The 25,471-nt window shown below is 71.5% G+C and carries 26 protein-coding genes and 1 pseudogene; 12 read left to right on the top strand and 15 right to left on the bottom strand.

The annotated features are described in order from the left end of the window. Positions 1–34: 34 nt before the first annotated feature. Entirely contained in the window at positions 35–829 is a 795-nt protein-coding gene (ppk2, locus tag ACZ4YL_RS33570; RefSeq protein ID WP_468121581.1) for a polyphosphate kinase 2, read from the bottom strand. A gap of 150 nt (positions 830–979) precedes the next feature. On the opposite strand from ppk2, the gene ACZ4YL_RS33565 reads away from it, so the two are divergent. Continuing rightward, positions 980–2,692 (top strand): sensor histidine kinase, encoded by a 1,713-nt coding sequence (locus tag ACZ4YL_RS33565; RefSeq protein ID WP_468121580.1) that lies wholly within the window; start codon positions 980–982, stop codon positions 2,690–2,692. A 17-nt stretch (positions 2,693–2,709) separates the two neighbouring features. Here ACZ4YL_RS33565 and ACZ4YL_RS33560 read toward each other — a convergent pair whose 3' ends face one another. Continuing rightward, positions 2,710–3,204, bottom strand: coding sequence for a pyridoxamine 5'-phosphate oxidase family protein (locus ACZ4YL_RS33560; RefSeq protein WP_468121579.1), 495 nt, complete (start codon positions 3,202–3,204; stop codon positions 2,710–2,712). Between the two features lie 10 nt (positions 3,205–3,214). Continuing rightward, positions 3,215–3,541 (bottom strand): STAS domain-containing protein, encoded by a 327-nt coding sequence (locus ACZ4YL_RS33555; protein WP_468121578.1) that lies wholly within the window; start codon positions 3,539–3,541, stop codon positions 3,215–3,217. Between the two features lie 279 nt (positions 3,542–3,820). Between ACZ4YL_RS33555 and ACZ4YL_RS33550 the strand changes: the two genes are divergently transcribed. Next, a complete protein-coding gene (locus ACZ4YL_RS33550; protein WP_468121577.1) occupies positions 3,821–4,528 on the top strand; it encodes a response regulator in 708 nt (235 codons plus the stop codon). A 79-nt stretch (positions 4,529–4,607) separates the two neighbouring features. Here the strand turns inward: ACZ4YL_RS33550 and ACZ4YL_RS33545 are convergent, their stop codons facing one another. Next, complete coding sequence (locus ACZ4YL_RS33545; RefSeq protein ID WP_468121576.1) at positions 4,608–5,483, bottom strand: universal stress protein; 876 nt, start codon at positions 5,481–5,483, stop codon at positions 4,608–4,610. Positions 5,484–5,680: 197 nt separating this feature from the next. Between ACZ4YL_RS33545 and ACZ4YL_RS33540 the strand changes: the two genes are divergently transcribed. From ACZ4YL_RS33540 to ACZ4YL_RS33530, 3 genes are all read left to right on the top strand, one after another. Then, complete coding sequence (locus ACZ4YL_RS33540) at positions 5,681–8,098, top strand: phosphoketolase family protein (RefSeq protein WP_468121608.1); 2,418 nt, start codon at positions 5,681–5,683, stop codon at positions 8,096–8,098. 303 nt (positions 8,099–8,401) lie between these two features. Next, on the top strand, positions 8,402–8,794 hold the full coding sequence (locus tag ACZ4YL_RS33535) for a CBS domain-containing protein (protein ID WP_468121575.1): 393 nt from the start codon (positions 8,402–8,404) through the stop codon (positions 8,792–8,794). Positions 8,795–8,868: 74 nt separating this feature from the next. Further along, a complete protein-coding gene (locus ACZ4YL_RS33530; RefSeq protein ID WP_468121574.1) occupies positions 8,869–9,579 on the top strand; it encodes a response regulator in 711 nt (236 codons plus the stop codon). Between the two features lie 205 nt (positions 9,580–9,784). Here ACZ4YL_RS33530 and ACZ4YL_RS33525 read toward each other — a convergent pair whose 3' ends face one another. From ACZ4YL_RS33525 to ACZ4YL_RS33515, 3 genes are all read right to left on the bottom strand, one after another. Then, positions 9,785–11,515 carry a sensor histidine kinase gene (locus ACZ4YL_RS33525; protein ID WP_468121573.1) on the bottom strand — a complete coding sequence of 577 codons (1,731 nt, stop codon included), beginning with the start codon at positions 11,513–11,515 and terminating at the stop codon, positions 9,785–9,787. Positions 11,516–11,941: 426 nt separating this feature from the next. Further along, a complete protein-coding gene (locus tag ACZ4YL_RS33520; protein WP_468121572.1) occupies positions 11,942–12,799 on the bottom strand; it encodes a universal stress protein in 858 nt (285 codons plus the stop codon). Next, positions 12,796–13,704 (bottom strand): universal stress protein, encoded by a 909-nt coding sequence (locus tag ACZ4YL_RS33515; protein WP_468121571.1) that lies wholly within the window; start codon positions 13,702–13,704, stop codon positions 12,796–12,798. Before ACZ4YL_RS33515 ends, ACZ4YL_RS33520 begins: the two co-directional genes overlap by 4 nt. A gap of 282 nt (positions 13,705–13,986) precedes the next feature. Between ACZ4YL_RS33515 and ACZ4YL_RS33510 the strand changes: the two genes are divergently transcribed. The 4 genes from ACZ4YL_RS33510 (at position 13,987) to ACZ4YL_RS33495 (ending at position 17,297) form a co-directional block, all read left to right on the top strand. Further along, positions 13,987–14,655 (top strand): CBS domain-containing protein, encoded by a 669-nt coding sequence (locus tag ACZ4YL_RS33510; protein ID WP_468121570.1) that lies wholly within the window; start codon positions 13,987–13,989, stop codon positions 14,653–14,655. Positions 14,656–14,689: 34 nt separating this feature from the next. Further along, complete coding sequence (locus ACZ4YL_RS33505) at positions 14,690–15,559, top strand: universal stress protein (protein WP_468121569.1); 870 nt, start codon at positions 14,690–14,692, stop codon at positions 15,557–15,559. A gap of 310 nt (positions 15,560–15,869) precedes the next feature. Then, positions 15,870–16,271: a universal stress protein gene (locus ACZ4YL_RS33500; RefSeq protein ID WP_468121568.1), complete on the top strand. Its 402-nt coding sequence runs from the start codon at positions 15,870–15,872 to the stop codon at positions 16,269–16,271. A 24-nt stretch (positions 16,272–16,295) separates the two neighbouring features. Then, positions 16,296–17,297: an Acg family FMN-binding oxidoreductase gene (locus tag ACZ4YL_RS33495; protein WP_468121567.1), complete on the top strand. Its 1,002-nt coding sequence runs from the start codon at positions 16,296–16,298 to the stop codon at positions 17,295–17,297. A gap of 5 nt (positions 17,298–17,302) precedes the next feature. Here ACZ4YL_RS33495 and ACZ4YL_RS33490 read toward each other — a convergent pair whose 3' ends face one another. The 7 genes and pseudogenes from ACZ4YL_RS33490 to ACZ4YL_RS33460 all read right to left on the bottom strand — a co-directional run bounded on the left by ACZ4YL_RS33490 (position 17,303) and on the right by ACZ4YL_RS33460 (position 21,471). Further along, positions 17,303–17,653 carry a hypothetical protein gene (locus ACZ4YL_RS33490; RefSeq protein WP_468121566.1) on the bottom strand — a complete coding sequence of 117 codons (351 nt, stop codon included), beginning with the start codon at positions 17,651–17,653 and terminating at the stop codon, positions 17,303–17,305. A 38-nt stretch (positions 17,654–17,691) separates the two neighbouring features. Beyond that, positions 17,692–17,994, bottom strand: coding sequence for a DUF1876 domain-containing protein (locus ACZ4YL_RS33485; protein ID WP_468121565.1), 303 nt, complete (start codon positions 17,992–17,994; stop codon positions 17,692–17,694). A gap of 148 nt (positions 17,995–18,142) precedes the next feature. After that, the gene (locus ACZ4YL_RS33480; RefSeq protein WP_468121564.1) at positions 18,143–18,739 is read right to left on the bottom strand and encodes an Rv1733c family protein; all 597 of its coding nucleotides are present in this window, start codon (positions 18,737–18,739) and stop codon (positions 18,143–18,145) included. 38 nt (positions 18,740–18,777) lie between these two features. Continuing rightward, a complete protein-coding gene (locus ACZ4YL_RS33475) occupies positions 18,778–19,275 on the bottom strand; it encodes a flavodoxin domain-containing protein (protein ID WP_468121563.1) in 498 nt (165 codons plus the stop codon). A gap of 259 nt (positions 19,276–19,534) precedes the next feature. Next, a pseudogene (locus tag ACZ4YL_RS33470) lies at positions 19,535–19,681 on the bottom strand (universal stress protein); the annotation flags it as partial. A gap of 21 nt (positions 19,682–19,702) precedes the next feature. After that, the gene (locus ACZ4YL_RS33465; RefSeq protein WP_468121562.1) at positions 19,703–20,386 is read right to left on the bottom strand and encodes a helix-turn-helix domain-containing protein; all 684 of its coding nucleotides are present in this window, start codon (positions 20,384–20,386) and stop codon (positions 19,703–19,705) included. An 8-nt stretch (positions 20,387–20,394) separates the two neighbouring features. Continuing rightward, positions 20,395–21,471, bottom strand: a complete 1,077-nt coding sequence (locus tag ACZ4YL_RS33460; protein ID WP_468121561.1) for a zinc-dependent alcohol dehydrogenase family protein — start codon at positions 21,469–21,471, stop codon at positions 20,395–20,397. 397 nt (positions 21,472–21,868) lie between these two features. Between ACZ4YL_RS33460 and ACZ4YL_RS33455 the strand changes: the two genes are divergently transcribed. Next, on the top strand, positions 21,869–22,282 hold the full coding sequence (locus tag ACZ4YL_RS33455; RefSeq protein WP_468121607.1) for an MBL fold metallo-hydrolase RNA specificity domain-containing protein: 414 nt from the start codon (positions 21,869–21,871) through the stop codon (positions 22,280–22,282). A gap of 157 nt (positions 22,283–22,439) precedes the next feature. Here the strand turns inward: ACZ4YL_RS33455 and ACZ4YL_RS33450 are convergent, their stop codons facing one another. Next, complete coding sequence (locus ACZ4YL_RS33450) at positions 22,440–23,390, bottom strand: SDR family NAD(P)-dependent oxidoreductase (RefSeq protein ID WP_468121560.1); 951 nt, start codon at positions 23,388–23,390, stop codon at positions 22,440–22,442. Between the two features lie 273 nt (positions 23,391–23,663). Here ACZ4YL_RS33450 and ACZ4YL_RS33445 point away from each other — a divergent pair, with 273 nt between their 5' ends. After that, the gene (locus ACZ4YL_RS33445; protein ID WP_468121559.1) at positions 23,664–23,849 is read left to right on the top strand and encodes a hypothetical protein; all 186 of its coding nucleotides are present in this window, start codon (positions 23,664–23,666) and stop codon (positions 23,847–23,849) included. A 107-nt stretch (positions 23,850–23,956) separates the two neighbouring features. After that, on the top strand, positions 23,957–25,324 hold the full coding sequence (locus tag ACZ4YL_RS33440; protein WP_468121558.1) for a mycothione reductase: 1,368 nt from the start codon (positions 23,957–23,959) through the stop codon (positions 25,322–25,324). Positions 25,325–25,471 lie beyond the last annotated feature (147 nt).

Here is a 25,471-nt window from a genome sequence, read left to right as displayed (position 1 = left end):
CACTCGGCAACTCCACGTCGGCATCCGCCGCCCTTCAGTCCTTCCCGAGCGTGGACGCATGGTCGGGGACGGCGTTCTGGAGGTCCTTGGGCGGACGCCGGTATCCCGTGGAAGGAGGACGGGGCGGCAGGGTGAGCGAAGGCAGGGCCACGTCCGCGTAGGGAAGCGAGGAGAGCAGATGGGCGATCATGTTGAGCCTCGCCCTGCGCTTGTCGTCGCTCTCGACCACGTACCAGGGGGCGTCCACCGTGTCGGTGTGGACGAGCATCTCGTCCTTGGCCCGCGAGTACGCCTCCCAGCGCGTGAGTGACTCCAGGTCCATCGGGGAGAACTTCCAGCGCCGCAGCGGGTCCTCCGCCCGGGCGCGGAACCGCTCCTCCTGCACCGCATCGCTGACGGAGAACCAGTACTTGCGGAGCAGGATCCCGTCTTCGACGAGCATGCGCTCGAAGACCGGACACTGGCGCAGGAAGAGCCGGTGTTCCGCAGGTGTGCAGAAGCCCATGACGTGCTCGACTCCGGCGCGGTTGTACCAGCTGCGGTCGAACAGGACGATCTCGCCGGCGGCGGGCAGGTACTCGACGTAGCGCTGGAAGTACCACTGGGTGCGCTGGCGCTCCGTCGGCGTGGGCAGCGCCGCGATGCGTGCGACCCGGGGGTTGAGGTGCTCCGCGACACGCTTGATCGTGCCTCCCTTGCCCGCTGCGTCGCGGCCCTCGAAGACGACGACGAGCCGGGCGCCTTCCACACGCACCCACTCCTGGAGTTTGATCAGCTCCGTCTGGAGCCGCAGCAGCTCGTCCTCGTAGACCGCCCTCTTCAGACCCATGGCGTGTCCTCCCCGTCGTCGTCCGGCGCCTCGATCAAGTCAGTCACGGCGGGCATCCGCGCGCAACGACGCCCATCGGGCCCGGGCGTGTCGATACGCTGACCGTGGACCGGGCAACCGAGCGGGCCGTCGGAGGGGAAGCGCGTGGGTATGGGGGATCCGTTGACCCGGGTACCGCGGATGCGGCTGGACGAGCTGCTGGACGAGGTCCAGCTGCGCATCGACGAAGTGCGCGGTACCCGGGACCGGGTGCACAGCCTCCTGGAGGCTGTGGTGTCGGTGGGGCGGGAGCTGGATCTCGCCCAGGTGCTGCGGCGGATCGTGGAGGCGGCCGCACTGCTCGTCGACGCAGAATACGGCGCACTGGGAGTGATCGGCCCCGACGGCCGTACGCTCTCACAGTTCCTGACCGTGGGACTCACCGATGAGGAGATCGCCGAGATCGGTCCCCTGCCGGCCGGCCACGGCCTGCTCGGCGAGGTCATCCACCACCCGGAGCCCCTGCGCATGACCGATCTCGGCGCGCACTCCTCCTCCTACGGCTTTCCGGCCCATCATCCGCCCATGCGTACCTTCCTCGGTGTGCCGATCCGGGTCCGCGACGAGGTGTTCGGCAACCTCTACCTGACCGACAAGCGGGGCGGGATCGACTTCGACACCGAGGACGAGACGGTGATCGCCACCCTCTCGGTGGCGGCGGGTGTCGCGATCGACAACGCGCGGCTCTACGAGGGCTCGCAGCGCCAGCAGCGATGGCTCAAGGCCTATGCGGAGATCACCGAGAGCCTGCTGTCCGGCAGTTCCCGCCCGGAGGTGCTGGAGCTCATCGCGCGCCGCGCACAAGAGATCACCGCGGCAAGCCTCGCGGACATCGCCATGCCCGTGCCCGGTATCGACGGCCTGGTCGTGGAGTTCGCGGCCGGTACGGACGCAGGCGCGCGGCAAGGCCTCGTCGTCCCCTTCGCCGGCACGCTCTCGGGAGCGGCGCACCGGGCCGGCAAGCCCGTGACGGCCGTGCCGGCCTCGGCCGACGGACGCTACCCGGCCGAGGCCCAGGTCCAGGACGGCCCTGGGCCCGCCGTGGCCGTCCCGTTGGGCACTGCGGGTGGCGAGAGCAGGGGCGTCCTGCTGCTTGCGCGTGCGGCGGGAGAGCCGGCGTTCGGCGAGGGCGAGCTGGAGCCCCTCGTCGCCTTCGCAGGTCAGGCCGCACTTGCCCTGGAGCTGGCGGAGCGGCGCCGGGACGCCGAGCAGATAGCGCTGCTGGAGGAGCGCGACCGGATCGCCCGTGACCTGCACGACCTGGCCATCCAGCGGCTCTTCGCCACCGGCATGACCTTGCAGAGCGCCGCTCGGCTCGTCGAGCACGAAGAGGCCGCCGAACGGGTCGGCCGCGCGGTCGACGACCTGGACGAAACCATCAAGATCATCCGGTCGACGATCTTCGGGCTGCGTACCAAGGACCGCGAGAGCGGCCCTGGTCTGCGGGCGCGCGCCGCCCGTGCCGTCGGCGACGCGGCCACCACCCTCGGCCACCCGCCACGTCTGAGCATGGAGGGCCTGCTCGACACCGACGTACCGCCGCAGATCGCCGACCACGTGATGGCCGTACTGGGCGAGCTCCTCAGCAACGCCGCCCGCCACGCGGAGGCGACCCGGGTCGGCGTGACCCTCAAGGCCGGGCAGGGCGAGATCATGCTGACCGTCTCGGACAACGGGAAGGGCATTCCGGCCCAGGGGCGCAGAAGCGGCCTGCGCAACCTCGACGAACGGGCGCGGAGCGTGGGCGGTTCGTTCACCCACGAGGCTCCCGACGAGGGCGGCACCAGGCTCGTCTGGCGGGCGCCCCTCCCCACCGGGAGCTGAGGACCGGGGCAAGGGCGTCAGTTCCGGACCCTCGGCAGGGGCCGCGTCGGGTCCGCCTCCAGCCGGAACCCGGTGACAAGATCAGGGTGGATCCGCACGGCGCTGGTCATCGGTTGTGCCACCCAGGGGCGCAGCAGGTGCGCGTACCGGTCCACCTCATCGGTGTCGGCCACCACCCTCGCGAAGCCGGTGACGACGACGCTCCAGCCGAGGTGCGTGACGGGATCGATGACGTCCGCTTCGTAGGCGACCACTACGCCGGGAGCGTAAGCGGGTGCCACCAGAGAGCCCAGTGCCCCGTCCTCATGGATCCGGACGATGATGTCCTCGCCCACGACGAGATGGTTCACCGGACGGACGGCGGGCAGCGCGTGCCGTGTGAAGACGATGCGCCCCAGTGACACCGTCGAGAGCAGCCGCAGGGCCTCGGCCCTGTCCAGCTCCCGCATGTGCCGGGCAGCCGTCGTGTCACCGAGCCGGCCGCCGGGTCGCCGTACGGCTCCCTGATCCATGGTGTGTACCTCACGAAACGACGAGCTGCAGGTCACGGTCCGCGGCGAGCACTCTCATGGACTTGGCCACCAGGGGCGGCACGTCGCAGAGCAGAAGCCGCGTTCCCTCCGCACGACAGCGGCGGTGCAGGCGGATGAAGAGGTCGATGCCCGCGCTGTCGCAGAAGGAGAGGCCGCACAGGTCCAGGATGATGTTCCGGTGGCCGGATCCGGCGAGTTCGCGCAGGCGCGGCCCCACTTGCTCCGCCGTGCAGAAGTCGAGCTCTCCGGCCAGGGCGATTCTCAGGCCGCGGTCGTCACGTGCCACGGTCTTCAGATCGATCAAGGCGGTCGTCATGACGTCCTCCGCGTTGCGTGCGGCTCCGTCGAGTCGCGCCGTTCCCCCGTGCGCCATCAGTTCATCCGGTGCTGCGGGCACCCGGGAAGGCCCGGCAGGCCCTCCGGACAGGGCCGAAGGTCCCTTTCCGAGAAAGGTCCCTTTCCGAAGGACCCGACCGGCGCCTGCCGCACGGTGCCGCAGGCCGATGAGGGCCGAACGGCCCTGTCCGTCCAGCCCGCAGGGAGGGCAGGATGCCGGTGTTCGTGCGCCCAGGACGAACCCAGGCGAAGGAGCGTCATGACCGGCAGCAGTGCCCCCTCCCCCGCGACGGAGCCCATCAGCGTCTTCCTGCTCGACGACCACGAAGTCGTGCGCCGGGGGGTGCACGACCTGCTGGACGCCGAGCCCGACCTGACCGTGGTCGGTGAGGCGGGCACGGCGGAGCAGGCGCTGATCCGCATCCCGGCGCTGCGCCCCCGGGTCGCGATCCTGGACGTACGGCTGCAGGACGGCGACGGGGTGAGCGTGTGCCGTGAGCTGCGTTCGCGGATGCCCGAGCTGGCCTGCCTGATGCTCACGTCGTTCGACGACGAGGAGGCACTGCTGGACGCCGTGATGGCCGGGGCCTCCGGCTACGTCCTGAAGCAGATCACCGGCACCGACCTGGTGACAGCGGTCCGGACGGTGGCCTCCGGGCAGTCGATGCTCGACCCGGGCGCCACGACGCGGCTGATGGCCCGCATGCGCGGCGACGTGCCCGAGGAGGAGCAGGTCCCGGGGCTGCCCGGCTTCACGGACCGGGAGAAGGAGATCCTCCTCATGGTCAGTGAGGGTCTCACCAACCGGGAGATCGGAAAGCGGCTGTACCTCGCGGAGAAGACCGTCAAGAACATCATCTCGCGGCTCTTCGTCAAGCTCGGCGTGGAGCGGCGTGTGCAGGCCGCGGTGATCGCCAGTCACGCGCTGACCCCGCCCGGCCGGCGCCCGGTCCCGGCCGCGGAGTAGGCGCCGTCCGTGGGAAGGGCCGGGCACGCCGTACGGTCGCGTGCCCGGCTTCACCGTCGGCCCGCCGCCGGCTCGTTGGTCAGTGGTGCGGGACGACGGCGACGGGGCAGGCAGCGTGGTGGAGCACGGCGTGGGCCGCCGACCCGATACGCACGCCCACCGCCGGCTCGCGGACCCTGCGGCCGACGACGACCAGCTGGGCGTCCGACGCTTCGGACAGCAGGACGTGGCCGGCGCCGCCCCGCTCCACGTGCGCGACGACCTCCACCTCGGGGAACCTCAGCCGCCACGGCTCCAGGGCCTGATCCAGCGCGGCTGTCTCGAACGGCTCCAGCCCGCCGAACTGCTCGGCGATCCACATCGAGCCGGGGCTGTATCCGTAGACCGGGGGCAGGCTCCAGGCCCGGACCGCACGGAGCGGGACCTTGCGCGCTGCGGCCGCCTCGAAGCCAAAGCGCAGTACGTCGGCGGATTCCTCCACGCCGCCCTGCTGCCCGACGACGACCTCGCCCTCGGCGCCCCCGAGCACCGGCTTGCCGTTCCTGGCCCGGACGGAGACGACGGGGCACGCGGCGGAGGCGATCAGCTGCTGCCCGTAGGAGCCCAGCAGGAAACCTGCGAGCGCGCCGTGTCCGCGGGTCCCGAGCACCAGCATCTCCGCGTCCTTGGCGGCGCGCAGCAGGGCCGGCACGGGCGCGTCCGGCACCACCTCCGCGGAGAGGGAGAGCCGCGGGTGTCGATGGGTGAGCTCGGCCTGCGCCTCCTCCAGGATCTCCTTGGCCCGGCGGGCCTCGGTGCCGCGGTCCTGGACGACCGGGACGGCGAGCAGCTGCCACAGCCAGGCGTGGACCACGTGCACGTGCAGGTCGCGGCGCAGGGCTTCCCGCGCGGTCCAGTCGGCAGCGGCCCGGCTCTCGGGGGAACCGTCCACTCCGACGACGAGGGTGCGCTTCACAGGTCTGTCCTCCGTACTGATGCCCGAGGCATCGGGGCCGGCCGGCAAGGATGGGTGGCGCCGGCCGGGGGAAGGACCGGGCGCCACCGGGATTCACCCTCCCCGTGACGGGCAGGAGCGGAGAAGGGCCAAGGGTCCCTCCCTGAGGGCCGGACCTCCTCTGCCGGCCGCGCCTCGGCAGGGTGCAGGGTGTCGGCATCGGCTCAGTCGACGAACGTCCCGGACCTTCACACGCAGGAGCGGACATGACCGCGTTGACCGCGTACTCGATCACGGAGCTCGACGCCCACTGGCGCGCCGCCAACTACCTGACGGTCGGCCAGATCTACCTCATGGACAACCCCCTGCCGGCCGATTCCCTCCGGCCCGAGCACATCAAGCCGCGGCTGCTCGGCCACTGGGGCACCTCACCCGGCCTCAACCTCGTCCACACCCATCTCAACCGCGTGGTCAAGGAGCGTTCCCTGGACGCCCTGTGCGTCTGGGGCCCGGGCCACGGCGGCCCCGCCGTCCTGGCCAACTCCTGGCTGGAAGGGACGTACAGCGAGACCTACCCGGACGTGAGCCGCGACGCCGAGGGCATGGCCAAGCTGTTCAGGCAGTTCTCCTTCCCCGGTGGCGTGCCGAGCCACGTGGCGCCCGAGACTCCCGGTTCCATCCATGAGGGCGGCGAGCTCGGTTACTCCCTCGCCCACGCCTACGGAGCCGCCTTCGACCACCCCGGCCTGCTGGTCGCCTGTGTCATCGGCGACGGCGAGGCCGAGACGGGGCCGCTGGCGGCGTCCTGGCACTCGAACAAGTTCCTCAACCCGGTCCACGACGGAGCGGTCCTGCCGATCCTGCACCTGAACGGCTACAAGATCGCCAACCCGACGGTGCTGTCCCGGATCCCCGAGGACGAGCTCGACGCGCTGCTGCGCGGCTACGGGCACGACCCGCTGTACGTGACCGGCAGCGACCCCGCCCAGGTGCATCACGCCATGGCCCGCGCGCTGGACCACGCCCTGGACCGCATCGCCCTCATCCAGCAGGAGGCACGGACGGCGGGCACCGACCCGGGACGGGAGTACGCGCGCTGGCCGATGATCGTCCTGCGCACGCCCAAGGGCTGGACCGGCCCGGCGACCGTCGACGGCGACCCGGTCGAGGGCACGTGGCGTGCTCACCAGGTCCCGCTCGCCGGGGTACGGGAGAACCCCGCGCACCTGAGGCAGCTGGAGGACTGGCTGCGGTCGTACCGGCCGGAGGAGCTCTTCGACGCCGACGGCCGCCCCACCCCGCAGGTCCTCGCCCGTGTCCCCGAGGGCGACCGCCGCCTGGGCGCCGTCCCGTACGCGAACGGAGGCCGCCTGCTGCGGCCGCTCCCGCTGCCCGCGCCCGACGCGCACGCCGTCCCCGTCGACAAGCCCGGCCGCACCCTCCACGAACCGACCCGTGTCCTGGGCCGCTTCCTCACCCAGGTCATGCGGGAGACGGCCGGGCGGCGGGACTTCAGGGTCGTCGGACCGGACGAGACCGCCTCCAACCGGCTGGACGACCTGTACCAGGCCACCGGCAAGGCCTGGCAGGGCATCACGGAGGCCACGGACCGGAACCTGTCCCGCGACGGCCGGGTCATGGAGATCCTGTCCGAACACGTCTGCCAGGGCTGGCTGGAGGGATACCTGCTCACCGGCCGCCACGGCCTCTTCTCCACGTACGAGGCCTTCGCGCACATCGTCGACTCCATGGTCGCCCAGCACATCAAGTGGCTGAAGACCTCGCGCGAGCTGTCCTGGCGGTTGCCGGTCGCCTCCCTCAACTACCTGCTCACCTCGCACGTCTGGCGTCAGGACAACAACGGCTTCTCCCACCAGGACCCGGGCTTCGTCGACCACGTCCTCAACAAGAGCCCCGACGTCGTACGGGTCTACCTGCCGCCGGACGCCAACACCCTGCTCGCCGTGGCCGATCACGCGCTGCGCAGCCGCGATCAGGTCAACGTGATCGTCGCCGGAAAGCAGCCCTGCTTCGACTGGCTGCCGATCGACGAGGCCCGCACCCACGTGACGCGCGGCGCCGGCGTCTGGGAGTGGGCCGGCACCGACCACGGGACCCGCGAACCGGACGTCGTACTCGCCTGCGCCGGCGACGTGCCCACCATGGAGGTGCTGGCCGCAGCGGCCCTGCTCCGCGAACACCTCCCCTCGCTGGCCGTCCGCGTCGTCAACGTCGTCGACATCGCCCGGCTCATGCCCCACGAGGAACACCCGCACGGCATGACGAATGCCGAGTACGACGCCCTCTTCACCACCGACCGGCCGGTGATCTTCGCCTACCACGGCTACCCGTGGCTCATCCACCGCCTCGCCTACCGCCGCACCGGCCACCCCCAGCTGCACGTCCGCGGCTACAAGGAATCCGGCACCACGACCACCCCCTTCGACATGGTCGTGCGCAACGACATGGACCGCTACCGGCTCGTCATGGACGTCATCGACCGCGTCCCCGGCCTCGCAGGCCGCGCCGAGGGACTGCGCCAGGCGATGGCCGACCAGCGCATCCGCCACCACGACTGGATCCGCGAGCACGGCACCGACCTACCGGAAGTCGCGGACTGGTCCTGGCCGCACTGAGCAGGCGCTGGACGGCGCCGAACGGTCCGCCCGGCGCCGGTGGGGCCACGAACCCCGCGATCCCCCCAGGCATGGGCCGGTCGGTCCGCGCCTTGGCCCACAGGGTCCCTGCCGGCGCGCATGCCTGGATCCCGACACTGGAAGCGTCGAGACCCCGATCTGTGCCCGCTCGTCCCCGGCAACAGCAGCATCCTGACCGACCACGGCGAAGGAGCCGGCCATGCCCGCCTCTCACACCACCGTCAGTGACGCGAGGAGCCCGTCCTGCCGGACCAGCCGGACGAGGCATCCAAGGCGGCCGGCGTGCTCGCCGAGGACCTGATGTCGAGCCCCGCGGTCACCGTCCAGGCCGATGCCACCGTCGCCGAGGCCGCCCGCATCATGGCCCGCAAGGGCGTCAAGCGCCTGCCGGTGGTGAACGAGGTCGGCATGCTGCAGGGCGCGGTCAGCCGCAGCGACCTCCTGAAGGTGTTCCTGCGTCCCGACGAGGAGCTGGAGGAGGAGACCCGAGTGGCCGTGCTGGCCGAGCTCGCACCGGGAGTGGCCGTGGACTTCTCCATGGAGGACGGCGTCGTCGCCCTCCGGGGACCGGTCCGGGACCGGGCTCTGGTCCCCCTCCTGGCCTGGGCGATCCGCAGAGTCGCGGGGGACGTCGACGTCCGGATGGAGCTCGACGGGGCCGCCTCACCGGCCTAGTGGGTACATATAAGCGCATCCTTAGACAATCCGGGTGGAAGCATGCGCAGCGTCATCCTGATCAGGCGGCGAACATGTCCGATGTACCGAGTGCCTCCGCGGAGGCCCCCATCAAGGTGTTCCTCCTCGACGATCACGAGGTGGTCCGGCGGGGGTTGCGGGACCTGCTCGATGCCGAAGCGGACATCACCGTGGTGGGCGAGGCGGGCACAGCTGAGCAGGCCCTGGCCCGCGGGCCGGCGCTGCGCCCGGACGTCGCCGTCCTCGACGTCCGGCTGCCCGACAGTGACGGAATCACGGTCTGCCGGGACCTGCGCTCCCGGATGCCGGACCTGGCCTGCCTGATGCTGACGTCGTTCGACGACGAGGACGCCCTGCTGGACGCGATCATGGCAGGGGCCGCCGGGTACGTGCTGAAGCAGATCAAGGGGTCCGACCTGGTCTCCGCCATTCGTACGGTCGCAACCGGGCAGTCCATGCTCGACCCGGCCACGACCGCCCGCCTGATGCACTCTCTGCGCGACCCCGAACCGGCCAAAGCGCCCGAGGACACCCGCCTGGCCACCCTCTCCGAGCGGGAGCGCGCCGTACTCGCACTGATCGGCGACGGCCTCACCAACCGCCAGATCGCCAAACAGCTCTACCTGTCGGAGAAGACCGTCAAGAACCACATCTCCCGGCTGCTGGGCAAACTGGGAGTCGAACGGCGGGTCCAGGCAGCCGTCATCGCCGCCCAGGTCCACGGTCAAGGACACGCAGGTGACGGGCCGCCCCCGAAGCGCTAGCCGCGTCGGATCACCCCGCAGTTGGACTGCGCAGCCGTCTCCTGCCGGGTGGCAGACCTCCCCGGTCCCGTCGCCTGGAGCGTGCTCGAAGAACCTCCGGGTCCTCGGGACACCGTCCGGCCGCCGCCCCGGTGAATCCGTTCTGCCGCGAACGCAGCCTCGGTTCCCGCGGCGCGTGCCGGCACCGTGCTCACGACTCGGTCCTTCACACCGATGGTGAGACGAGCGGCACCCACCACTCAAGGCGGGTGCCCGACTCACCCGCCGCCCGTGAGCCGACCTTCGCGCTGCCGCCGAGCCTGTCGGCGCGTTCCGCGAGATTGCGCAGGCCGCTGCGGCGCCCGCCTTCTGCCAGGCCGACGCCGTTGTCGGCCACGGTCACGGTGAGGACGCCGTCGGCCGCGACCATCGAAACCTCCGCACGGGTGGCCTCGGCGTGGCGGGCGACGTTCGTCAGGGCCTCCCCGAGTACGGCGAGCACCTCGTCGGCGACCGCGGACGGTACGTCGGTGTCGATGAGCCCCTCCATGCGCAGGGCCGGGGCGAATCCGAGGGCCGCTGCGGCTTCGTCCACGGCCTGGACCGTGCGGGAGCGCAGCTTGGGTGTCGCGCCGGGCGCCTCGTGATCGCGGAGCCCGAAGATGGTCGAACGGATGATCTTGATGGTGGCGTCCAGGTCGTCGATGGCGCGGGCCAGGCGTTCGGATGCCTGGGGGTGGTCGACGAAGCGCTGGGCGCTCTGGAGGGTCATTCCGGTGGCGAAGAGGCGCTGGATGGCCAGGTCGTGGAGGTCGCGGGCGATGCGGTCGTGGTCTTCGAGCAGGCTCATCTGCTCGGCGTCGCGGCGCCGCTCCGCCAGTTCGAGGGCGAGGGCTGCCTGGCTTGCGAATCCGGGGAGGGCGGCGACTTGGGCGGTGGCGAACGCTGCGCGGCCGTGGCGCCGGGCCAGGACCAGGATTCCGCTGAGTTTTTCCTTGGTGCCGACGGTGACGGCGACGGCCGGGCCGAACCCCGTCCACCGCTCCGGCTGAACGGTGACGCGCGGGTCGGTCGCCACGTCCGCGACCGTGATCAGCCCGTCCCTCGCCACCGCGGCCTCGGCCAGGGTCCCGGCGGTGCTCGGCAGGACGATGCCGCGGTGTGCTTCGGCGCCGTCCCCCAGAGCCAGGGAGCCGCGCAGTTCTCCGGATGGTCCGAGCAGGTAGAAGACACCCATGTCCGCTCTGGTGATGTCCCTGGCCCGCTCCAGCATGCCTTCGAGGACCTCGTCCCGGGGGGCGCCGGAGAGCAGGGCGCTGGTGATGTCAGAACTGGCGGCCAGCCAGCGCTCGCGCAGGCGGACTTCTTCGAAGAGGCGGGCGTTCTCGATGGCGATGCCGGCGGCGACGGCGAGGGTGACCAGGACCGCTTCGTCCTCCTCGTCGAAGGCGACGCCGCCGCGCTTTTCGGTGAGGTAGAGGTTGCCGAAGACGTCCTCGCGCACACGGACGGGGACGCCGAGGAAGGAGTGCATCGGCGGGTGGTGGGCCGGGAAGCCGTAGGAGGCGGGGTGCTCGGACAGCTCGGACAGTCGCAGGGTTTCCGGGTGCCGGATCAGCTCGCCGAGGATGCCGTGGCCCGAGGGCAGGTCGCCGATCTGCGCACGGACGTCGTCCGTGATGCCGACGGGCAGGAACTCCGCCAGCTTCCGGTCGTCGCTGATGACGCCGAGGGCGCCGTACTCGGCGTCGACGAGGACGACGGCCGCCTCGACGATGCCGCGCAGGACCTGGGGCAGGTCCAGTTCGCGGCCGACCGACATGACGGCCTCGAGCAGGCCGTTCAGCCGGTCACGGGTGCCGCGGACCTCCTCCATGCGCACCTGGAGCTCGTCGAGCAGCTCGTCCAGCCGCAGCCGTGGCACGCCGCCCCGGGCGGGCCGGCCGTCTGCGCACATGTCCCACCTCCGGCCGACAGGAACGATGGAGAGCCACCTCCTTCACCGTAGTCCCGGCGGGTGCGGAGTTCCCTCCCGGCAAGGTACTGCTGCTGCATACGGTGGGACAGGTGCGACTCGGCGTGGAAGGTGTGTCCGGGTGCGTACCTCTCCATGATCAGGAGGGCAGCCCGGCGGCGGGCCCGGTCCAGGAGTTCCGCAGGCTCGGCGAGCACCGCGGACGTCAGGACCGCCTCCGGCGCCCCTTTGAGGCACACGAGCACGTTCCCGTCCGGAAGGTGGTGCAGGGAGGTCATCCGCTTGCGCAGGCTGTCGAAATGCGACCGTACCGGGCCAGCCGACGTCCGGCTTCGGCCTGCGTCAGCCCCGGCCCCGCCAGGGAGCCGGCGGGCGGCGCGTCGGCCGTGCGACCGCTCATGGCGGCCTTCACTCCGCCGGTACGGTGATCACCGGGCAGTGCGCCCGGTGCAGGAGGCCGTGGACGACGGACCCGAGGCGCATGCCGGTGTATCCGCCTCGGCCGCGGCGGCCGACGACGACGGCCAGGGCGTGCTCGGCCGCGCCTGCCAGCTCGTCGACGGGGTGGCCGGTCAGGACCTCATGGGTGACGTGCACGTCCGGGTACTTGTCCGACAGGCCGGCGGTGGCCTCGGAGAGCAAGGCGCGCTGAGCCCGCAGAGCCACCTCTTCGTCGTCCAGCATGAACACCGGCCGCTGCCGGACGCACACGGCCCGGAGCGCGGCCCCGCGCAGATCGGCTTCGTCGAAGGCGAACGCCAGCGCGGCCGTGGCGGACGCGCTGCCGTCGATCCCCACGACGACGTACGGCGGCTGCTGGCTGATGTGCTCCGCGTCGCCCACGACGACGACGGGGCAACGGGCCTGGGCGCTCACGGGGACCACGATGGATCCGGCGCTGAAGAACTCGGCGGTGCGGCTCAGATGCCGGGAGCCCAGCACGACCAAGCGGGCTTCCTTGGCCACGCCGCCCAGGACGGGGGCGGGGAGCCCTCCCAGGAGGTCGCCCGTGACGTCCACCTCGGGGTGCCGGTCGCGTACCCAGCTGCAGGCCTGTTCGAGCCTGTCGGCTCCCGCGCGCCGCAGGGCTGTCCGGCCGGGCGTGTCGTCGACGTGGTGAGTGTCCTGCCCGGGCGGCACCGCAAGCGCCAGACGCAGGGGGAGCCTGCGGCGTTGCGCCTCGTCCGCCGCCCAGGCCAGGGCCAGGTGCCATTCCCTGACCGGATCGATTCCGGCGACGATGCCACGGCCTCGGTGGCCGGTCATGACGGGCCACCGAAGTCGCCGCCGGTTCGGGGAATGAGCAGGACGGGGCAGTGTGCGTGGTGCAGCACGCTGTGCGTGGCCCTGCCCAGATTGCGAGCGAGTCCAAGGGCGCTGGGGACGCGTCGGCCGCCCATGACGAGCAGGTCGGCGTGGCGGGAAGCTTCGACCAGGACGCCGGCGACGGAAACGCTCTTCTCGGCCTCAGCACGCACTTCAAGATCGGGGAACTCGTCGCGGACCGCGTCCGTGACGGCCCGGAGGGCGTCTGCGTGCGCACCTGCGATCGCGTCGACGCCGTCGAGCATGCTGACCACTTCGCCGACGGACTCCATCACGTTCCACACGTGCAGGAGCCGGAGGGATCCCTTGCGCAGTTCGGCCTCGCGCGCGGCGTACCGGGCGTGCAGCAGGTCGTGCTCGTCACGGACGGCGGCGAGCACGGTGCCGGTCTCCTCCGCCCCGTCGATGCCGCGGACGACGATGACCGGGGTCATGGCGGCAGCGGCGACGTCCAGGCCGACCGAGCCCAGCATGAGGGAGTTGAACCCGCCCAGGCCGCGGTTGCCCACCACGATCGTGCCGTGCAGGGCTCCGGCCTGGTGCAGGCTGTGGGCGGCGTCCGCGCGGCTGAACTCCGTACTCACCCGCAGACCGGGGTACTCGTCCGTCACAGCCTTCGCCGTGCCGTCCAAGAGTTGCCGGCCGTTGTCGCGGACCCGATCGATGGTCTCCGCCGACAGGTACAGCGCCCTGCCCTCGGTGTCGGCCCCGTAGACGATGTGGAGGGGACGGTCGCGGCGCACGGCCTCGCCCGCTGCCCACATGGCGGCGGCGCGGGCCGTTTCCGAGCCGTCCACGCCTACGACCACCGTGCTTGTATCCGGGGTGCGGAATGTGCTTTCCACGGTTCCTCCCAACCGAGAAGCCGATGCGGACACCACTCACACTGGCACCGAGAGCGCCCGGGGCAGAGGGCCGCACGGGCCACGATCGGGACCAAAGGTCCCCATCACGCCGGCGCCCGCTTTCCCCGCCGGCGCCGCCCGCTTTCCCCCCTGCCGCATGACCCTTACGGCCCCGGAACGGGACCGTTCGGCCCTCGAATCATCGGCCCGCATCGGCGGATGGTGGGGGCACACCCCACTCGGACAGAGGCCTCGCGTGAAACGGCGGAGCAGGAGGACGTCATGAAGCACATCAAGGTGGCGGATCTGATGACCGACGAAGTCGTCTCCGTGGCCCCGGACACCGCCTTCAAGGACGTCGCCAAGCTCCTCGCCCAGTACGGCGTCTCGGGGCTGCCCGTGCTGGACGACGAGGACCGTGTGGTGGGTGTCGTATCGCAGACGGACATCCTGGCCCACGCGGCGCCGGACCCGCACCCGGATCGGCGGACCGTTCCCCCGGCGGGGCCGCCCACTGCCGGAGACGTCATGTCCACGCCCGCGGTCACCGTCCACGCCGAGGAGACAGCCGCCGACGCGGCCCGGCTGATGACCCGCCGGGGCATCGAGCGGCTGCCCGTCGTGGACGAGGAGGACCGGCTGGTCGGCATCGTCACCCGCAGGGACCTGCTGCGCCTGTTCGTCCGCCCCGACTCCGAGATACGCCGGCGAGTCACCGACGAGGTCCTCACGGAGATACTCGGCGTGCCGGCCGGCGACATCGACGTCCACGTGGTGGACGGCTTCGTCACGCTGAACGGCCGCGTCGAACGCCGGAGTCAGCTGCCTGCGCTCCTCAGCCTCGTCGAACAACTCGACGGAGTCGTCGCCGTGGCATCGCACGTCGGAGCCCGAACCGACGACACACTGGCCACGCGCGCCGGCCACGCACGCGATGCGCAGCCGTGGTGAAGAGGTGCCGACCGGGACGGGAGAGGTTGCAGCCATGAAACACCACGTGACCGTCGGAGTCGACGGCTCACCCGAGAGCCGGGCGGCCGCGCGCTGGGCAGCACAGGAAGCTGTTCTGAGGCAGGTACCCCTGCGTCTCGTCCACGCCGTCGACTGGCCCTTGGACCCGGTGTTTCCGGGCCTGGGCCGCCAGGACGTGGATCGCTGGGCCGACCAGGCTCTGACGGAGGTGGCGGAGGAACTGCACCGACGCCATCCCCAGCTGGAGATCACGACTCGCTGTCCGGCGGCCCGGCCTGCAGCGGCCCTCGCGGCCGAGGCCACCGACGCCGGACTGTTGGTCCTGGGCTCGCGGGGCCTGGGCGGGCTGGTCGGGTTCCTCGTCGGCTCAGTGGCGCTGTCCACCCTGGTGGCCACTGACACCCCGGTCGTCATGGTCCGGATCGCCGACGACCCGGACATGCCTCGGACCGGTTCCGGCTCCGAAGTCGTCGTGGGGGTCGACATCCACGAGTCGTGCGACCGTGTGCTCGCCTTCGCCTTCGAAGAGGCGGCCCGGCGGGGCTGTGCGCTGCGGGCCGTGCACGGCTGGAAGATGCCGGCCGCGTACACGTACGTCCCGTTCTTCGACCCGGACGACGAGCGGGACATCGGCAGGAGCATCGCGCACATGGTGGACGACATGCTGCTGACCTGGCGGCACAAGTTCCCGGACGTGGAGGTCAACCACAGCGTCTTCATGGGATCCGCGGGCGACCATCTCGTCCGTGCGTCCCAGGGCGCCGGACTCGTCGTCGTCGGACGCCACCTGCGCCGCTCCCCGCTCGGAACGCACCTGGGCTCCGTCGCCCACGCCCTGCTGCACCATGCCGCCGCTCCGGTGGCCGTCGTCGCCCACGAGTAGACGGCTGGGGCAGCCCTCACACCGAAGCCGCGGCCACACCCTTACGGAGCAGAGGCCATGAAGCACCTTCGAACCGTTGACGACGTCATGACCCACGCCGCGGTCTCCATCGACCGTGGGACGGCGTTCAAGGACATCCTTCACCGACCTCGTATCCGCAGGGTGAGGACGGCGGCATGAGACACCGCAGTGTCGCCGGCCCGACCGGGACCGAAGGGCCGTTCGGTCCCCGGTAGGGCCGCTCGGGCCCTATCCGGAGCGCGGCGAACGGCGGAGCCTGGAAGAGCCGATCAGCCACAGGAGGTACGCCATGTCGAACCGGATCACGGTGGGTCTGGACGGATCGGGCGCCGCTGGCGCCGCAGCCGACCGGGCCGCGCGGGAGGCCGGACTGCGCGGGGCTGATCCGGAGCTGGTCCACGCAGAGGACTGGGCACCGTACGGGCCCTTCGCCGCTCCCGCCCCGGAACCGCGTCATCAGTGCGCGGAGGGCCTCCTCGCGCTCACCCGGGAGCGACTGCTGCGCGAACGCGGCACGCGCACCGTCATCGGACAGCCCGCCGTTCAGGTCCTGGACGCGGCCGCCGGCGCGGCACTCGTCGTGGTCGGCAGGCGCATCCGGCGCTCCGCGCTCGGCACCCGCACAGGCCCCGTCACCCACGCGGTGATGCACCACGCCCTCTCGCCGGTCGCCGTCGTGGCAATCGACTGAGGCCGCACAGACAGGAACAGTCCCGTGACCGCAACCATCCTCGCCCCCGGCACCGTCGCCGAGCTCGTCGGCGACGCCGTCACCGCACCGTCCATGCACAACGCGCAACCGTGGAAATTCGTGTTCAGCCCCGAAGGCAATGTCGTCGAGCTGTACGGCGATCCGGACCGGGCCATGACACGGACCGATCCCCATCACCGGGCTCTCCACCTCGGTTGCGCGGCTGCCCTGTTCAACCTGCGCGTGTCCGCGGTCCACCACGGACTCCGGGCCCGCGTGCGGTTGCTGCCCGACGGCTCCCGGCCGTGGCTGCTGGCGACGGCGGCCCTCGACGGGCCCTCCGACGACGACCACGAGCTCGCCGCCCTGCACACCGCTCTCCGGCGCCGGCACACCAGCCGCTTCCCGTTCGATGACGAGCCAGTGCCGGGCGCCCTCTTGGACGGGTTGAAGAGCGCCGCCCGCCTGGAGGGTTGCCGGCTGACCGTCCCGGGCGACTGGCACATCGAGACCGTGCTCGGGCTGGTGCGAGACGCGGAGCACCGGGAGGACATCGATCCGCTCGTCCGGGCCGAGACCGCTGCCTGGGCCTCCGATGCACATGCCCCGACCGGAACATCCGGAACACGCCGTGACGGCATTCCCGCCGCCGCGTTCGGCCCGCGCAGTTCCCGAGGCCCCTCCCCCGTACGCGACTTCGGCCGGGACCACCCTGCGGCGGATCGCGGCTGGGCCGTGTTCGAGAAGCAGCCGCAGCTGGCCCTGCTGGGCACGCCTGCAGACACACGTGCCGACTGGATGCGGGCCGGACAGGCACTGGAGCGTGTCCTCCTCCAGGCCACTGCCGACGGCCTGGCCACCTCGATGACCTCACAGCCTCTCGAATGGCCAGAACTGCGGTGGACGGTCCGCGACCCGCTGGAGGTCATCGGCCACGTCCAGATGGTCCTGCGCCTCGGCTACGGGCCCCACGGGCCCGGAACACCCCGCCGCCCTGTCGCAGACGTTCTGCGGATCCAGGAGTAGCCCCCTCAGGGCGCGAGATCTCGGCGCTGCATCACCAGATGAGCGCATACGAGGCCCAGGACCCCGGCACCGACCAGAATGCCGAGCCGGGGCCAGAGCACACCGCCTTGGGCCAGTGCGTCGCCCGGCGTGTCGTAGTGGAACGGGCTCAGGAACCTCAAGGGTGCCGCGGGTGACCATGCCAGAGCGATGAAATTGACGGCGAACCCGACCGCTCCGATCGCGATGGTCGCCCCGATCACCTGGGCCCGCCGTCGTCCCGCTGCCGACACGGCCATCGCCGGGCGCTGCACCTCCGGCAGAATGTGGCTGGAGAGCAGGACGGTGCGGCCGGCGGCCGCCGCCTCCCGGAGCAAGGCGAAGAACGTCTCCTGCCCGGGCGACCGTCTGCTTGCTATCCGACCGCACCGTTCATCCAGCCGCTGTAGGGCGTGAGTGACACCTCCTGCGGCGCGGCCCCGACCCTCACCATGTCGCCGTAGGCGATGCGCTTGAGCTGAGCAGCAAGATCTTCCAGCGCCCGGGCTGCGGCGAATTCGTCGCCGACCTCGGGAACGTCCTCGTCCGCGGGGTTGCAGCGGGCGGTGCCGTGCCCGGTGAGCCGGTTGGTTCCGGTGTCGAGTTCGACGCGGACCTTGGTGGTGCGGTCCTCCTCGAACAGATAGACGCGGGTCTTCCATTCGATCGTGTGCGACATGGCGTTCCTCCATGGGCTCAGGAGCGGTGGCGGCGTCGCCGGGCCGGCGGTCTGGACATGACTCCTGCTTCGGCGCGCTCGCGGCCCGGGGAAGCGCTCCGGCCGGTCGGGCGCGGCATCCGGTGTGAGGTCCTGGTCGGCTTCGGTCTCAGTCATCGCCGCTTCCCTGTCCGGGTCGCAGACGGCCGGACCATCGGGGCTCGACGCTCTCCCATTCGCTTTCCCATGCTTGTCCGCTGCGTGCGTCGAGGATCCGCAGGCGCGCGTGGACGGCGGCTCCGGCTGCGAGCGCGATTCCGGCCGAGGCCGCGGTGCCGAGGCTGATGGCGTTCAGAGCGGTGTGGGCCGTGCCGGGCGGGGCGGTGGCCGCATTGCCCTGGTCGTCGACCCAGAGGCGGACGGTTTCCCCGTTTCGGGTCGCTGCCGGCACCGGCACGGATTCCGTATGGACGCGGTGGGAGGCATCGCGCCAGGTCGCGGGAGCCACCGGGACGGGGCGGGTGCTCGGCCCCGGCCCGGCCCGGTAGGTGGTTTCGCCGACGGTCACTGCCGTGACGGAATGCCGGTGGCGTGCGATCTCCGCCGCGGCGCGGCCGGCGTCCGTCCAGGCGTTTCGTCCGACCGCGACACCGCATATCACGGCCAACAGGCAGGCCACCATGAAGGTGGCACGCAGGCGGGCGCGGGTACGGTCGGCGTCGCGCCTGAGCGGATTGCTCGCCGTCCCCGGCCTGCGGTGGTGCATGACGCGCCTCCGTGCTGTGTCCGTGCCGAGCCGCCGGCTCAGGCGGCGAGCTCGGCGCTGATGTGGTGGGCCCAGGTCTGGATCCGCTCGGGGTTGCGGAAGTCCCCGCCCTTGCCTGGGCGGACCACGGGCTTGGCGAGGAACCCGGGCGGCCCGGCCGTGATGCTGCCGCCGAAGGTCATGTGCTCGCGTGCCCCGATGAGCTGCATCTGCCGGGCGACAGCGGCGACCGGAGGGACGTCCTGTTCCTCGGCGGAACGGTCGAGGGGGCCGCTGCTGAACAGCCACACCGGCCGGTGCCCGAGGGAGTCCGCGTTGCGCTCCGCGCAGTGCTTGGCCTTGTTGCTCCAGTGCCCGGCGTACAGGGAACCTCCGAGAACGACGGCGTCGTAGGCGCGGACGTCCCGGACATCGTCGGCGGGCAGCACTACGGCGTCCAGACCGTCCTCGCGGACGGTCTTGCCGATCTGCTCGGCGATGCCTGCGGTGGCGCCGTGCTTGGTGCCGTAAGCGACCAGAACTCGCTTGGTGCTCATGACGGGTACTCCTCGGCTGCGTGATGGGGTTCTGCTGCCTCTGTCACGCAGCCGGCAGCCGTACCGCATGGGCCGGACGGATCCCCCGGCGGGGGCCATTCGGTCCTCCCCGTGACGGCTCTCCTCGGTGCCGGTCACGTGCTCAGCGGGGTTGGCCCGCGCATCTGCGTCAACCGCCGGAGACTCGACCGGACCGGAGCGCGACTGCGCGCCTCGCGCTTGACACAGCGGGCCGACGCACCCGGAGCCCGGCCGGGAACTACTCGGCGGGTCCGTCCGGTCGGATGATCGTGACCGGGCAGGGAGCATGGAGTGCCACCTGCTGGCTCACCGAGCCGAGCAGGGCCCGGCGGAAGCCACCATGGCCGCGACAGCCCACGACCAGCATGTCGGCACCCACTGCCTGAGACGACCTCGTCCACCTGGTTCATGACTCGTGCACCACGCGGCGGCCGGTGAGGCGGACGGGAGTGAGTTTCATCCAGTGGGTGCGCGGCCCGCCGGCCCAGGGCTGGGACCGGGCCGTAGCCGTCAGGTGCTTGATCTCCTCGGGGTCCGTGACGGTTTCCAGCTCGCCCACGGCCAGGACGCTCCAGCCACCGGCGGTGACGTCGTCGATGTTGTCGATCTCGAAGGCTGCCTCTGTGCCTGCCGCTCTGGCCGCGACGGCCTCCACGGCGGTGCGGAACGCGATGTCGGGGCCTGCGATCAGGTAGTTGACCGGGAGGACGGCCGGGCCTTCGGGGGTGAAGACGGCGATGCGTCCCACCCCGTGGGTGCCCAGCAGCCGTCGGCACGCGTCCTCGTCCAGCGGCACCAGTGCGGTGTCGCGGCGGGCGGTGGAACGGCCGCGGACGCGGTCGGCGCTCGCGCCGGTCAGGTCGTCGACCGTGACGCCGAGTACGTCCGCCATGCGGACGAGGGTGCCGATGGCCGGAGAGGCTGCGTGCTCCTCCAGATAGGTGATGTAGTTGCCTTCGGCTCCGCACTTCCGGCCCAGTTCTTCGCGGCTGAGACCGAGGGCGGTGCGGCGGGCTGCGATGCGGCGGCCAAGGTCGGTGCGTCCGGCCGTCTCGCCGGCGTCCTGCGGGTGGGTACTCGGCGTGCTCATCACTGCACTCACTGCTCCTGGGGCGGCACGGCGACCGCGTCGTGCTGCGGTCCGCCGAGCACGACCTTGAGGGCGCCGGTTTCGCCGGCGCGGGAGAAGACGTCGTACGCCTCTTCCATCTGGTCCAGCTCGAAGCGGTGGGTGACCATCGCGGCCCCGGGGAGACGGCCTGCGGCCATCATGCGCAGCAGCATGGGGGTGGAGTGGGTGTCGACGAGACCGGTGGTGATGGTGACGTCCTTGATCCAGAGGTCTTCGAGGTGCAGGGTGGCGGGCTTCCCGTGGACGCCGATGTTGGCGACGCGTCCGCCGGGGCGGACCATGCGGGTGCACATCTCGAACGCCTCGGGCACGCCCACGGCCTCGATGACCACGTCCGCCCCGAGTCCGTCGGTCAGGTCCTCGACCAGCCGCTCGGGCTCCTCGTCCGCGTTCGCGGTGGCGTCGGCACCGAGGTCCCGCGCGGCGCTGAGCCGGGATGCGGCGAGGTCGACGGCGATGATCCGCCCGGGGCTGTAGAGCCCCGCGGTGGCGATGGCGGCCAGACCGATGGGTCCGGCACCGACCACGACGACCGTGTCGCCGGGGCGCACGTTCCCGTTGAGCACGCCCACCTCGTAGGAGGTCGGGAAGATATCGGCGAGCAGTACGGCATCGTGGCTGCTCACGGCGCTGGGGAGCGGGTGCACGGAGAGGTCGGCGAACGGCACGCGTACGTATTCGGCCTGGGTGCCGTCGATGGTGTGGCCCAGGACCCAGCCACCGCCCCCGCGGCACTGGCCGTAGTGGCTCTCGCGGCAGAACCGGCAGCGGCCGCAGGAAGAGATGCACGAGATCAGCACGCGATCGCCGGGACGGACGTTGCGCACGTCGCCGCCGGTTTCGACGACGGTTCCGACGGCCTCGTGGCCGAGGATCCGCCCGGGTGTCACCTCGGGTACGTCGCCCTTGATGATGTGCAGGTCGGTGCCACAGATGGTGACGGCGTCGACCCGGACGATCGCGTCGGCAGCGTCCTTGACCGCGGGGTCCGGGACGTCCTGCCACGAGGTCTGCCCAGGGCCTTGGAAGACGAGTGCCTTCATGACTGAGGCCTCTCTGTGCTGCGCGGGAAGGGGTCACCGCCAGGCTGTGCCCACGGGCCTCCGCCCCGCATGGGCCGGTCGGTCCCTCCGAGGGGACCAGTGGGCTCTCTCCGTCCCATCGTGGCGGATGCGACGGTGGAATCCGGCACCCGTCCGCGAAAGGAGGGCCGCTGCCATGTCCCGGCCGGCCCCGCCTCGCGTCCGGCGCTGCTGAGGTTCCTCGGCGGTGTCCGGACGGTCACCGGCAGCAAGTTCCTGATCGAGAGCGACCACGCCCGGATCCTCGTCGACTGCTGGCTCTTCCAGGGTGTCGCGGACCTGCGCCGCCGCAACTGGGACAAGCTGCCCTGCGACGCCTCCGACATCCACGCCGTCGTCGTGACGCACGCCCACCGACATCAACGACACCACCGGGTCGGCGATCATCGTGTCCTCCGCGGGCATGGCCAGCGGAGGCCGCGTCCTGCACCACCTCCACCGGGTCCTGCCCGACCCCCGCAACGCCGTTGTGATCGTCGGCTTCGCGGCCGCCGGGACGCGCTCCCGCGACCTCGTGGACGGCGCCCGCGCCCTGAAGATCTTCGGCGAGTACGTCCCCGTCCGCGCCGAGGTGGCCGACGTACCGCACTTCTCGGCACACGCGGACGCCGACCAGATCATCGACTGGCTGCGCGCCGCCCCGCCCCCACACACCACCTACCTCGTCCACGGCGAGGAGACCGCGGCCGAGACCCTGCGGGACCGCATCGACCACGAGTTGGGATGGACGGCCGTCCTACCCAAATCCGGCGAGGCCGTCCTGGTCCGCTGACCGGGGCCGCCTCCTCGACCTGTTCGCCCCTTACGGAAGCGGCGTCCCCGCTCGCCTCCGCACACTGAGGACTCGCCATGACCTCCACCCCGTACACCGTCGCAGACGTGATGACCATCAGGGTCATCACGGTCACCCCCTCCGGGGACGTCCGGGGCTATCCGGGGATGGCAGCGGGGTCGACGCCGGTCAGGTCGCAGCTCATGTCCCACAGCCGCGCCGCGGCGGACGGGTCGGCAAGGTGGTCCCACACCGGTTCACGTCGTGGCTCGCCGCGCAGGCCGAAGACGCGCGGTACCCACAGCTGTCCTCCACGCACAGCCGGGTCGAGCACCGCCCGGACCGCGGGCCACGCGCCGGCGTGCTTGCCTTGGACGAAGAGGGCCGCAGGTGCCGCGCTCAGCCGGGCGCCGGTGGTTCGCACATGAACCGGCGGCCGTGACGGGGTGAGGGAGTCCAGCGCGCCGCCGGGATGGACCACCACGCTCGTCACCGTGCTGCCGGCAGCGCCCAGGCGGCGGTCGAGTTCGACGCCGAAGTACATCTGCGCCAATTTGGAGCGTCCGTAGGTGCGCTTGGGCTGGTAGGCCTTCCGGGACTGCAGGTCGTCGAGGTCGAGCCGCTCGGACTTGGCCGCGAAGCTGCCCATGGTCACGACGCGGGCCGCCGGCGCGGCCGACAGCAGCGGCATCAGCCACCGGGTCAAGGCGAAGTGCCCGAGGTGGTTGGTGCCGAACATGAGCTCGTGGCCGTCCTCGGTCTCCTTGCGCGGCGGGTCGTCGAGCGCGACTCCCGCGTTGTGCACTACCGCGTCGAGGCGTTCCACCTCTACTGATTCCACGGCTGTTCCGAGCGACGAGAGGTCGGCGAGGTCCAGCCGTACGGTCCGCACCCGTGCGCCGGGGACGCGTGCACGGATCGAGGCCGTGGCAGCTTCGGCCTTGGCGGGATTCCGGCTGCCGAGTACGACGGTGGCTCCGGTTGCCGACAGCTGCTCCGCGACGAAGTACCCGATGCCGGCGTTGCCGCCGGTGACCAGGAAGACGCTGCCATCGGCACGCGGCAGCCGTTGGACGTTCCAAGGCGGGGTGGAGGATGCGGACGACATGGCCTCGGGGCTCCCTTGCTCGTGAAGGCGGCGGCGACTGCTCCGCCGGCGACTCGGCACCCACGGTTCCAGCGGCCACCGACACATCGCCCATAGAGCACCGACAGTCCCGCCGGGCAGCCGACCTCCCGCCCATACGATGCCGGCCCGTCGCCGCGCCGTGCGGTTGAGCATCGCGTTGGCCGACGGGAGCACGCAAAGGCCGGCTGGGAGGTTCTGAGCGCCCACGAGAAGTCCAGGCAGCACGCGCGGCGGACCCCGCCGTCCGAGGCCGTGGGCGAGAGCGGTGACCGTGAGGCCCGGCAGCAGGCGGACGATGCCGTTCTCCAGCGTTCGGGCACGGCCGAGGACAACGCGGATGCCGGGGGTCATGGTGCCAGGCGACAGCGTCCGGGCATCGGCTGTGAGGAGCAGATCCACCCCGCTGACGAGCTGCCGGCGGACGCCGAGGAGCGCTGACTCGGCGTGAACCGTTCCACCCCGGCGCAGGGATCTGCCGCGCCGTCGGCCGATGCAACCAGCGCGCCGGCGCGCCGGCTTGGCATGGGGCCTCGTAGGCTGCCCGGATGCGTCACCACGATCTTGTCGTCATCGGTGCAGGATCCGGGAACGCCGTCGTCGTCGACTCGTTCGCCGATCTGGACGTGGCCATCGTCGAGGAGCGCTGGTTCGGCGGAACCTGCCTGAACGCCGGATGCATCCCGAGCAAGATGCTCGCCTACACCGCGCACGTCGCCCGCACCGTCCGGGAAGCGGGGACGTACGACGTGGACGCCGAGCTGCGGGCGGTGCGCTGGCGCGAGGTGCGCGACCGGGTCTTCGCGCGGCTGGACGCCGAGCGGGACGAAGGCCGCACGGGCCGTGAGCAGCAGGACTCGGTCACCGTGTACGAGGGCAGGGCACGGTTCACCGGACCCAGGACGCTCCGCATCGACCGGACGGACGGGGCCGTCGACGTCAGCGCCGGGCAGATCGTCGTCGCGGCGGGCGGGCGGCCCCTGGTCCCGGGGCCTGTGCTGGACGCGGGCCTGCCGTACGAGACGTCCGACACCATCATGCGCATCGACGCTCCGCCCCGGCACCTGGCGATCCTCGGCGGCGGTTACATCGCCGCGGAACTGGCCGATGTGTTCTCCGAAACCGGGAGCTCCGTCACCATCATCGAAAAGGACGAGCACCTGCTCGGCCCGCAGGACGAGACGGTGCGGGAACGGTTCACCGACCTGGTCCGCTCCCGTTACGGTCTCAGGCTCGGCCGGGAGCTCACGGCGGTCGGCGGTCGGCCGGGCGCGCTACGGCTGACCCTTGACGACGGATCGACGGTCGAGGCGGACATGCTGCTCGTCGCGGTGGGCCGGGTCCCGAACAGCGACCGGCTCGACGTCGAAGCGGCCGGCATCGCCTCCCACGACGACGGTCGTGTGATCGTCGACACACACCAGCGCACCACTGCGGAAGGCGTGTTCGCGCTCGGTGACATCTGCTCGCCGGTGCCCCTCAAGCACGTGGCCAACCGGGAGGCGGAGGTGGTCGCGCACAACCTCCGCAACCCGGAGGACCTGATCGCCGCCGACCACGGGCTGGTGCCGGCGGCGGTCTTCACCCGCCCGCAGATCGCCTCCGTCGGCGCCACCGAACAGGAGTGCCGCGACAGAGGGCTGGACTACCGGGTGGGCATGGCCGGTTACGGCGACATCGCCTACGGCTGGGCGATGGAGGACACCACCGGCTTCTGCAAAGTGCTGGCCGAGCCCGGTACGGGGCGGCTCCTCGGCGCCCACCTGATGGGCGAGCAGGCCCCGACCCTCATCCAGCCCCTCGTCCTGGCGGCGACCCTCGGCATCGACGCCACGACCCTCGCCAAGTCCCCGTACTGGATCCACCCCGCGCTCACCGAGGTCGTGGAGAACGCCCTCCTCGACCTGGGGCCGTGAGCCCCGCCGGCGAGCGATGTCAGCGGCCGGGCCGAGCACGGCCTGGCTGGCCCCCCCCCCACCAGCCAGGGGGAGGTAGCACCAGGGGGTGGTTGATCCCCAACCCAGAGCGGCACCACCCGACCACCCCCAGAAAAAAAGAGGGGA

The organism is Streptomyces sp. NPDC030021, assembly GCF_055574035.1.
Note: the sequence above shows the minus strand (reverse complement) of the source record. Positions and strands in the feature narration are given on the sequence as shown.